This is a genomic window from Bacillus sp. FJAT-29814, from assembly GCF_001510715.1.
In the GTDB taxonomy this organism is placed as follows: Bacteria; Bacillota; Bacilli; order Bacillales; family Cytobacillaceae; genus Neobacillus.
Map to the genome: position 1 here is coordinate 35,545 of NZ_LMTJ01000012.1, position 10,926 is coordinate 46,470.

Sequence of the window (10,926 nt, forward strand, 5' to 3'; positions counted from 1 at the left end):
ATTGCAAAAGGATTCTTTAAAAAAGAAGGTGAATATTTTCATGCTGACAGGGATGCAGATAGCCGTTATTGGTGGAGATGCCAGACAGCTGGAAATTATCCGAAAGTTAACCGAATTGGATGCAAGATTGTCATTAATCGGTTTTGAGCAGCTAGACCACGCCTTCACCGGTGCAGTCAAGGAAAAGCTGGATGAGGTTGACTTTTCGAATATAGATGCAATGATTTTGCCAGTAGCAGGCACTAATTTAGAAGGGCAGGTTGAGACCATTTTCTCTAACGAGAAAGTAGTCCTAACAGAAGATATTCTTTCAAAGACGCCTGAACATTGTACGATTTATTCCGGAATTACCAATTCATATCTGGATGGAATCGTAAAGCAGTCCAAGAAAAAACTTGTCCAGTTGTTTGCGAGGGACGATGTGGCCATTTATAATTCCATCCCGACCGTGGAAGGAACAATTATGATGGCCATTCAGCATACCGACTTTACCATTCATGGCTCCAATGTGACTGTGCTTGGATTAGGCCGGTGCGGGATGAGCATAGCCAGGGCATTTCATGCGCTCGGGGCAAAAGTAAAGGTCGGGGCAAGAAAAAGCGAGCATCTTGCCAGAATTACCGAAATGGGCTTAAAACCATTTCATTTGGATAATACGGAAAAAGAGGTAACAGACACTGACATTTTAATAAATACAATCCCCCTTTTAATTGTCACTCCGGCAGTCATAGCAAAACTGCCGCCCCATACCCTTGTGATTGACATTGCCTCTAAACCTGGCGGTACTGATTTTCGGTATGCAGAGAAGCGGGGGATTAAAGCATTGCTTGCACCAAGCTTGCCAGGGATTGTCGCTCCTAAAACGGCCGGGCAGATTTTAGCCGATGTTCTTACACAATTGCTTAGGGAGTCCGGTCAAAATAGAAAGGGGAATGCATAATGAGCTTAAATGGAAAAAGAATTGGATTTGGCCTAACCGGGTCCCATTGTACGTATGACGCTGTGTTTCCGGAAATTGAGAAACTGGTGCAAGCCGGTGCAGAGGTCGTTCCGATTGTCACATTTACCGTGAAAAATACCGAAACCCGATTTGGAAAAGGCGAGGACTGGGTTCAGCGGATTGAGGATCTAACAGGTAATAAGGTAATCGATTCGATTGTCAAGGCGGAACCATTAGGGCCAAAAACGCCATTGGACTGCATGGTCATTGCTCCGATGACGGGTGTATCAATGAGCAAATTTGCCAATGCCATTAATGACAGCCCTGTGTTAATGGCGGCCAAAGCGACGTTAAGAAACCAACAGCCGGTTGTACTTGGCATATCCACCAATGATGCTTTAGGGTTAAATGGCGTGAATTTGATGAGATTAATGGCCACCAAAAACATTTACTTTATCCCATATGGCCAGGATGACCCACTCAAGAAACCAAACTCGATGGTAGCAAGAATGACATTGTTGATTCAAACCGTGGAAGCGGCATTGGAAGGAAGGCAGTTGCAGCCTGTTCTAGTCGAAAGATTTAAAGATGGAGATTAAATTCATTCCCCAATGTTTAAAAAAGGTTATTTCTTTCTAGGAATATGATAAAATAAAATAATCATTCATCAGTGGGTTATTTCCTTAACCCACTGATGAGGTTGACCAATAAACTAATATTAAAACTGGAAGAAAAGCAGGAAATAACCCAGCCAGTGGATTTGAAAGGGGAACTAAAATGAGTCAGCAAAACGGTTTTCACGTTGCCGTTGTTGGAGCAACAGGAGCGGTTGGACAACAGATGATCCAAACATTAATCAAAGAGAATTTCCCAATCGGAAAGCTTACTTTGCTTTCATCTGCCCGTTCTGCAGGGAAAACAATCAATATCAACGGTGAGGACCATATCGTTCAAGAAGCCAAGCCTGAGAGTTTTGAAGGAGTGCAAATCGCATTATTTTCAGCAGGAGGCAGTGTATCAAAAGAACTTGCCCCAGAAGCCGTAAAACGAGGCGCCATCGTTGTGGACAACACAAGTGCGTTCCGAATGGGTACCGATATTCCTTTAGTAGTCCCTGAGGTAAATGAAGCCGACTTGCTTCAGCATAATGGGATTATTGCCAATCCAAATTGCTCTACAATCCAAATGGTTGTAGCGTTAGAACCGATTCGTCAAAGGTATGGCCTGAAAAAAATCATTGTTTCTACCTATCAGGCTGTTTCAGGTGCGGGTGCCGCCGCGGTCGAAGAATTGATGGAGCAAACCAAAGCAATTTTAAATAACGAGTCCTTTGAAACAAATATCCTTCCGGTAAAATCAGATAAAAAACATTATCAAATTGCTTTCAATGCGATTCCGCAAATTGATAAATTCGAAGAAAATGGTTATACATTTGAAGAAATGAAAATGATCAATGAAACAAAGAAAATTATGCATTCGCCAGATTTGCATGTTTCTGCAACCTGTGTTCGTCTCCCGGTTGCAGTTGGCCATTCTGAATCGGTGTACTTTGAAATTGAATCAGACAATGTGGATGCAGCCGAAATCAAAGAGCTGTTAAAGGATGCTCCAGGTGTGATTTTACAGGACGACCCTGAGAATCAGCTATATCCAATGCCAGCAGATTGTGTTGGGAAAAATGAGGTCTTCGTAGGCAGAATTAGAAATGATATCGATGAACCACGAGGTTTTCATATGTGGGTAGTTTCCGACAACCTCCTCAAAGGAGCAGCCTGGAATTCAGTACAAATAGCGGAAAGATTAGTGAAATTAGGGTTAGTAAAATAAAAGCCAAAAAGGCAGGTTTTGGTGTCACCATGAAAATCATCGTACAAAAATTTGGCGGTACATCTGTTAAAGATGAAAAAGGCAGAATACAAGCGCAAGGACATATCGAAAAGGCATTAGCTGACGGTTATAAAGTAGTCGTAGTTGTATCAGCTATGGGAAGAAGCGGCGACCCGTATGCAACAGATACACTATTGTCTTTGATTGGCGGGAATGCAAGCCGACTCTCAAAACGGGAACATGACTTATTATTGTCCTGCGGCGAAGTGATTTCTAGTGTAGTGTTTACAAATATGCTTGTGGAAAGCGGGATAAATGCAACAGCGTTAACCGGTTCGCAAGCAGGTTTCCGGACCAATAATGACCATACGAATGCAAAAATTATTGAAATGAAATGCGACCGGCTGTTAAGGGAGCTCGAAAGCAATGATGTCGTAGTTGTGGCGGGCTTTCAAGGTTCAGCGAAAAACGGCGATGTGACCACCATTGGCCGCGGCGGCAGTGACACTTCGGCGGCAGCCCTTGGTGCAGCACTTAATGCCGAGTGGATTGATATTTTTACAGATGTGGAAGGTATTATGACAGCAGATCCACGGATTGCTGAAAATGCCCGTCCGTTATCGGTTGTCACTTATACCGAAGTTTGCAATATGGCCTATCAGGGAGCGAAGGTTATTCATCCAAGGGCTGTTGAAATTGCGATGCAGGCAAAGGTTCCAATTCGTATTCGCTCAACCTATTCCGATTCTCTTGGAACACTGGTCACTTCCATCAGCAAACACAATCGGGGAAGCGACATTAAGGAACGTCTAGTAACTGGGATTGCTCATGTTTCCAATGTCACGCAAATTAAAGTGTTTGCGAAAAAAGAACAGTATTACTTGCAAGCTGAAGTGTTTAAAGCGATGGCCAATGAAAAAATCAGCGTTGATTTTATCAATATTTCACCAAATGGGGTCGTTTACACAGTTTCTGATGACATGACTGACAAAGCGATCACCGTGTTAAATGAATTGGGACATGACCCCGTAGTGGAGCGTCACTGTGCAAAAGTTTCGGTTGTTGGTGCAGGAATAGCCGGTGTTCCGGGCGTCACTTCAAAAATTGTAACAGCTCTTTCCGATAAGGGAATCCGGATTTTGCAATCTGCAGACAGCCATACAACAATCTGGGTACTCGTGAAACAGGATGATTTGGCAAAATCGGTTAATGCATTGCACGATGCTTTTCATTTAGAAGAAGAGTCGCTTGAGCTAAACGCAACTGATTTTTAAACAGGCTAAGGAACACGGGTTCCATTAATACATGCATCCGTTTTTGAAAGGAGTAAACAAAATGGTTCATTTCGGGAGAGTAGCCACGGCGATGGTCACCCCTTTCGATAAAAAAGGGCATATTGACTTTGCCAAAACCACGAAGTTGGTCAATTATTTAATAGAAAATGGAACTGAGTCGCTTGTCGTAGCAGGAACCACTGGGGAATCACCGACTCTATCAAAGGAAGAGAAGTTGGCATTATTTGATCATGTTGTGAAGGTTGTGAACAAAAGAATCCCCGTTATTGCCGGGACGGGCAGCAACAACACCTACGCTTCAATCGAATTGACAAAAAAAGCGGAGCAGGTTGGTGTGGACGGCATTATGGTGGTGGCGCCATACTACAATAAACCTAATCAGGAAGGTCTTTACCAGCATTTTAAGGCCATTGCCGAGTCCACATCTCTTCCTATCATGGTCTATAATATCCCAAGCAGATCGGTAGTTAATATTGTGCCTGAAACGATTATTCGGCTCTCGAAAATACCAAATATTGTGGCGGTAAAAGAAGCGAGTGGCGATCTAAATGGGATGACCCACATTATTGCCAACACGGCTGATGATTTTGTCCTCTACAGCGGTGATGATGCGGCCACGCTTCCAGTCCTTTCAATTGGCGGTACGGGAGTGGTATCTGTAGCTTCACATGTAATCGGAAATGAAATGCAGGAAATGGTGAAGGCATTCTTTGATGGAGAAACGAAAAAAGCGGCAGCCTTGCACCAAAAGCTGCTGCCGATTATGGAAGGCCTATTTAAGGCACCAAGTCCGGCACCGGTTAAAACAGCCCTGCAATTAAAAGGGTTGGATGTAGGTTCTGTCAGACTGCCGCTTGTAGGATTGACAGAGCAGGAACGTGCAACTTTAGCATCAATTTTAAATACACTTTGATCATAAGGAAACCAACTTCGGTTGGTTTTCTTTTTTTTGATTGTAAAGATTTTCTTGTTTCAAGTATAATAAACATAACTGATTTCGATCGGCATAAACCAACTTAGGAGGAAACGGGTAGTGATAAAGAAAAAAAATCATTCCATTAAGTTTATATCGCTTGGTGGGATAGGGGAAACTGGAAAAAATATGTATCTTGTGGAAGTGGACAAGGACATATTGATAATAGATGCCGGCTTAATGTTCCCCGAGGAAGAGATGCTCGGCATTGATATGGTCATTCCGGATATTACCTATTTAAAAGAAAATAAGGATCGGGTCAAGGCTATTTTTCTGACACATGGACATGAAGATCATATTGGCGCTCTTTCCTATGTATTGGGACTGACTGACGTCCCTGTTTATGGCACAAAATTGACGCTGGCGCTGGCGGGGGCAAAGCTAAAAGAACAAGACTATAACAAAAATGCAAACTTTATTGAAGTAGATTCAGATACGGTTGTTGAATTGGATTCGGTTAATGTGAGCTTTTTCCGAACCAACCATAGCATCCCCGATTCTGTGGGAGTTTGTGTGCATACATCCGAAGGGGTTATCGTTTATACCGGTGATTTTAAATTTGATCAGGCCGCCACAAAACTTTACAAGCCTGAAATCGGAAAAATGGCTGCGATTGGCGAGCAGGGGGTATTATGCCTGCTATCTGACAGTACTGAGGCTGAAAAACCAGGTTATACAACTTCTGAAGCCATTGTGGAACGCGAACTGTCCAATGCTTTCTATAATGCACAAGGGAGAATTATCGCTGCCTGTTTTGCTTCAGACATAAACCGAATTCAGCATATCTTTGATGCCGCTGCTGAGCATAATCGAAAAGTGGCCGTCGTTGGCAAAAGCCTGGAGCGTATTTATCATATTGCTTTGGACCTCGGCTATTTGGAAGTGGCCGACGATTTAATTATTTCGGTAGAGGAGCTAAAGAATTTCTCGGATCGTGAAATTGTTGTCTTAATGACAGGTTCGCAAGGGGAACCGATTGAAGCGCTGCAAAAAATGGCGAAGCAGACACATAAATATGTGAATATTCAACAGGGCGATACTGTCCTTATTGCGGCATCACCATTAAAAGGCAGCGAAGTATTTTTGTATAAAACGATCGATATGCTGTTCCGTGCAGGTGCCAATGTCGTTTCGGGCAAGCGGACCATCCATGTGACAAGCCATGGCAGTCAGGAAGAATTAAAGTTTATGATTAACCTAATGCAGCCCAAATTCTTTATTCCTGTCCACGGGGAGTACCGGATGCTAAAGGCACATCGAAAAATCGCATTGGAATGTGGCATCCCTGATGGAAATATCTGCATTCCGGACCGTGGGGACGTTGTTGAGTGGAAAGATGGACGCATTGCCATCACAGGAAAAGTACCTTCGGGCAATATTCTGATTGATGGCATTGGCGTTGGTGATGTTGGCAATATTGTCTTGCGCGACCGGAAACTCCTGTCACAGGACGGCATTTTGATTGTCGTGGTAACGCTGACTAGACAGGAAAAGAAAATTGCTGCAGGTCCGGAAATCATCTCCAGGGGTTTTGTCTATGTGCGTGAATCGGAAAAATTAATGGACGATTCGACAAAATTGGTCCGGGAAATAATTGACCGTAATATTGCAAAAGCCACATTCGACTGGGCTAGCCTTAAACAGGAAATCAGAGATGATTTAAACCGCTATTTATATGAAAAAACAAAACGCAGACCTATGATTCTGCCGATTATTATGGAAATTTAACAAAGGCACTGGGGATTTCCCCGGTGCTTTTTTGCATGAATTTATCATGCCAGTAAATACTAACCTATATCATGTTTGAAAGGGAGTATTTGAATGGACCGCGATTTATATAGATTCCAATCCAATAATCAAGAAGGCGGCGAGCCTCAAAAAGAGGAAAAACCTGCTTCCGGCTTAATTGAAAAAATCCAGCAGCTCGGACAAACAAATGTACCGCAGCTTTCGCCGGATTCGAAGATCCATTGTTTAACGATTATTGGTCAAATCGAGGGACACCTGGCCTTGCCGCCGCAAAACAAAACAACGAAATATGAACATCTTATTCCCCAGCTGGTGGCAATTGAGCAAAATCCGAACATCGAAGGATTACTGATCATCCTAAATACAGTTGGCGGTGATGTCGAGGCAGGCCTGGCCATCTCCGAGATGCTCGCCACTCTGTCAAAACCGACGGTATCGATTGTCCTAGGAGGCGGGCATTCTATTGGGGTGCCAATCGCTGTTTCTTGCGATTATTCTTTCATCGCCGAGACAGCGACCATGACCATTCACCCGATCAGGCTTACAGGCTTGGTAATTGGAGTGCCACAAACCTTTGAATACATGGATAAAATGCAAGAGCGGGTCGTCAATTTCGTAACAAAACATTCAAAGATACCAGAAGAGACCTTTAAGGATTTAATGTTTGCAAAAGGAAATTTAACTAGAGATATTGGTACAAATGTGATCGGGGCAGATGCGGTAAAAGTTGGATTAATTGATGAAATCGGCGGGCTTGGGCAGGCCATGAAAAAATTAAATGAACTTATTGAGTTGAAAAGGGAAAATAAAGAGGGGTTGATTCAATGATTCTTTACACAATGATGCCACAGGAATTAATCTTCCCCTATGAAACTGATTCTTTAGCTAACCAGCAGACGGTTTCCTATCAGGGCGTACCTCTATTGGTGGAAGCGGTCGATGGCCAGCATGCCCAAGTAATTCGGGTTTTAAGTAGTGACCCGCAGCATTTTTTAAATGAGCAGATTTGTCCTGGAACGAAAATTTCTTTTGCAAATCTTAATGGATATCAGGAAATCTGAGAAAAAACTATGGTATAATGAGGGAAATGAGACAAGAGCAGCCAATTAACAGGGCTGCTTCTTCCTTTTTAGATGGGCGCTTTACAGTAGGATTGCGACCAAATTGATTAATAACCAAGGTGATTAAATGGCTAAAAAAAAGAAACGACAACCGAAACGAAGGGACACCCAGCTTAAACGGACGGTTAAATATGAGTTATCCGCCTTGCTTATTCTCGCAATAACGATTATCTCGATTGCAAAACTGGGGGCTGTCGGACGGGCTACTGTTATATTCTTCCGTTTTTGGATGGGTGAATGGTATATGCTCAGTTTGCTCGGCCTTGTTCTACTAAGCATTTATTTAATGTGGAAAAGAGAAATACCTTTTTTCTTTCATATTAAATTAGTGGGCAGCTATTTTATTGTTTCAGCTATTCTGCTATTAAGTCACGTAACCCTTTTTCACTTGTTGACAAACGAAGGGAAATTTAAAAACCCAAGCGTGATCGGGAATACGTGGGAACTGTTTATGATGGAATTGCGTGGTGAAACAAGTACGACGGACCTTGGCGGGGGAATACTAGGTGCGATATTGTATGCCTTGTTTCATTATTTGTTTGCTGAAACCGGGACGAAAATTATTGCATTCATTTTTATTCTTGTCGGATTTATCCTACTGACCGGAAAGTCCTTTGGGGATTTCCTCGCTAAAATTTTGGTGGCCATTTCCGGCTTTGCCCAAACACAATGGACTGCCTTTAAAACAGATGTGACCGAGTGGAAACAAAAGCAGCAGGATCGAAAAAATGAACGCAGGACCCGGAGGCTGGAGGAGCAAGAAAATCAACCTGCAGGTAATCAGCCAATCATTAATGCGGGACAGGCTGTTCCGTTGGACGAGCCAATCGTTCCGGAACCGATTATCTCCAACTTTGCCGACCGGGCTTTTAGTGATGAAACGCCAAAGGAAAAACCGCAGAAGGAACAAACCAGAACAAGACGCAGTAAACACGAGGAGGCGGAAGAAGACCATACTCCGCCAATCACTTTTACTGAGGTTGAAAATGTCGACTACCAGCTGCCGCCGCTCAGGCTCCTTAAGATGCCTAAGAAAACCGACCAAAGCGGTGAATTTGAACTTATTAATAAAAATGCAGCCAAGCTTGAACGGACGTTTCAAAGCTTTGGCGTTAAGGCAAGGGTTACTCAAGTCCATCTTGGGCCGGCGGTAACGAAATATGAAGTACATCCAGATGTTGGCGTAAAAGTAAGCAAGATTGTCAGCTTGAGTGATGATATTGCCTTGGCACTTGCCGCAAAAGGCATACGGATTGAAGCGCCGATTCCAGGAAAATCAGCCATCGGAATTGAAGTCCCGAATTCAGAAGTTTCAATGGTCTCCTTACGTGAGGTATTGGAAGCAACACAAAACAATAAGCCCGACGCCAAGCTTTTAATTGGCCTTGGCAGGGACATAACCGGTGAAGCGGTTGTAGCCGAGTTAAACAAAATGCCCCATCTTCTTGTTGCGGGGGCAACTGGAAGTGGAAAAAGTGTCTGCATCAACGGAATTATTACCAGTTTGCTCATGAGGGCAAAACCGCATGAGGTTAAACTGATGATGATTGACCCTAAAATGGTGGAACTGAATGTTTATAATGGAATCCCCCATTTGCTGGCTCCGGTCGTGACCGATCCCAAAAAGGCGTCGCAGGCATTAAAAAAGGTTGTCAGTGAGATGGAGCGGCGATATGAATTATTTTCCCATACCGGGACGCGAAACATTGAAGGCTATAACGATCATGTAAGGACCCATAATCTTGAAGAGAATGATAAACAGCCGCTCCTGCCCTATATCGTTGTGATTGTCGACGAGCTGGCGGACTTAATGATGGTTGCATCATCAGACGTGGAGGATTCGATTACCCGGCTTGCGCAAATGGCCCGTGCTGCTGGCATTCACTTAATCATTGCCACGCAGCGTCCTTCCGTTGATGTCATTACCGGGGTTATTAAAGCGAATATTCCTTCACGTATCGCCTTCGCCGTCTCGAGTGCGACCGATTCCAGGACGATTCTGGACATGGGAGGAGCCGAAAAGCTGCTGGGACGAGGAGATATGCTGTTCATGCCGGTTGGAGCAACGAAACCCGTCCGCGTCCAAGGTGCATTCCTTTCCGACCAGGAAGTCGAGAATACCGTCGAATTCGTTATTTCCCAGCAAAAGGCGCAGTATCAAGAGGAAATGATTCCAGATGATGTTCCTGAAGCAGCTGGAGAGGTGGATGATGACTTGTATGATGATGCAGTCCAGCTTGTGATTGACATGCAAACTGCATCCGTTTCCATGCTGCAGCGCCGGTTTCGAATCGGCTATACCAGGGCCGCCCGCTTAATTGATGAAATGGAGGTCCGCGGTGTTGTAGGCCCCTATGAAGGCAGTAAACCACGGGCTGTATTGATGGCCAAACAAGATGAAGAAAAAAGCTCATAAATGATAAAAAAACAGGGCCGATTGACCCTGCCAGCTGTCGAAAAACCATCGGCAGCTTTTATTCATCATCTTTTTTATTAACCGCGTTAATTTGTGTATTATTGTTGTAAAGTCTATGCAACTTGTTTTGTTGATTTGCGCTCCAGGAGCTTCGCTTTCCGCGGGCGTGCCGGGGAGCCTCCTCAGCGCTGAAGCGCCTGCGGGGTCTCCCCTGCCCCGTACTCCCGCAGGAGTCTTCGCTCCTTCCGCGCAAATCAACAAAGTGTTTATCGATAAGGATTTCTCCACATAATCAATTATAATTAAGCTCTTTTTTTAATAGGACTGTGCTTTCTAAATAAAAACCCCCTTATATTTATTCTCCTATTCAACCAATCATTTTGAAAGACATCTTCCTTGGTCTCATATAACATTTCTATGCGACCCAATGCTAGAAACAACCAACGTTTCGGTCGCATACAGCCTTTCTATGCGACCCAATGCTAGAAACAACCAACGTTTCGGTCGCATACAACCTTTCTATGAGTCAAGTCCATTCTTTTGTGTAAAAGTGTCAATAATGTTTTTCAACCAATTAATAAATTTATTAATAAATGGTGTTAGTA

9 protein-coding genes are annotated in these 10,926 nt (G+C 43.7%); all 9 read left to right on the plus strand.

The features are described from left to right. The first annotated feature begins 40 nt into the window (after positions 1-40). The 9 genes from dpaA to AR334_RS25450 all read left to right on the plus strand — a co-directional run bounded on the left by dpaA (position 41) and on the right by AR334_RS25450 (position 10,321). Entirely contained in the window at positions 41-940 is a 900-nt protein-coding gene (gene dpaA, locus AR334_RS25410) for a dipicolinic acid synthetase subunit A (RefSeq protein WP_066320678.1), read from the plus strand. Further along, positions 937-1,539, plus strand: a complete 603-nt coding sequence (dpaB, locus tag AR334_RS25415; protein WP_172799305.1) for a dipicolinate synthase subunit B — start codon at positions 937-939, stop codon at positions 1,537-1,539. Before dpaA ends, dpaB begins: the two co-directional genes overlap by 4 nt. A gap of 178 nt (positions 1,540-1,717) precedes the next feature. After that, positions 1,718-2,767 carry an aspartate-semialdehyde dehydrogenase gene (asd, locus tag AR334_RS25420; RefSeq protein ID WP_066320681.1) on the plus strand — a complete coding sequence of 350 codons (1,050 nt, stop codon included), beginning with the start codon at positions 1,718-1,720 and terminating at the stop codon, positions 2,765-2,767. Positions 2,768-2,796: 29 nt separating this feature from the next. Further along, positions 2,797-4,041, plus strand: coding sequence for an aspartate kinase (dapG, locus tag AR334_RS25425; RefSeq protein ID WP_066320687.1), 1,245 nt, complete (start codon positions 2,797-2,799; stop codon positions 4,039-4,041). 61 nt (positions 4,042-4,102) lie between these two features. After that, positions 4,103-4,975: a 4-hydroxy-tetrahydrodipicolinate synthase gene (gene dapA / locus AR334_RS25430; protein ID WP_066320688.1), complete on the plus strand. Its 873-nt coding sequence runs from the start codon at positions 4,103-4,105 to the stop codon at positions 4,973-4,975. 120 nt (positions 4,976-5,095) lie between these two features. Further along, positions 5,096-6,763 (plus strand): ribonuclease J, encoded by a 1,668-nt coding sequence (locus AR334_RS25435; RefSeq protein ID WP_066320690.1) that lies wholly within the window; start codon positions 5,096-5,098, stop codon positions 6,761-6,763. Between the two features lie 93 nt (positions 6,764-6,856). After that, positions 6,857-7,612, plus strand: coding sequence for a ClpP family protease (locus AR334_RS25440; protein WP_066320691.1), 756 nt, complete (start codon positions 6,857-6,859; stop codon positions 7,610-7,612). Then, on the plus strand, positions 7,609-7,845 hold the full coding sequence (locus AR334_RS25445) for a YlzJ-like family protein (protein ID WP_066320693.1): 237 nt from the start codon (positions 7,609-7,611) through the stop codon (positions 7,843-7,845). The genes AR334_RS25440 and AR334_RS25445 overlap by 4 nt, the downstream gene beginning before the upstream one ends. Before the next feature lie 127 nt (positions 7,846-7,972). Then, entirely contained in the window at positions 7,973-10,321 is a 2,349-nt protein-coding gene (locus AR334_RS25450) for a DNA translocase FtsK (RefSeq protein ID WP_066320694.1), read from the plus strand. The last annotated feature ends 605 nt before the right edge of the window (positions 10,322-10,926 follow it).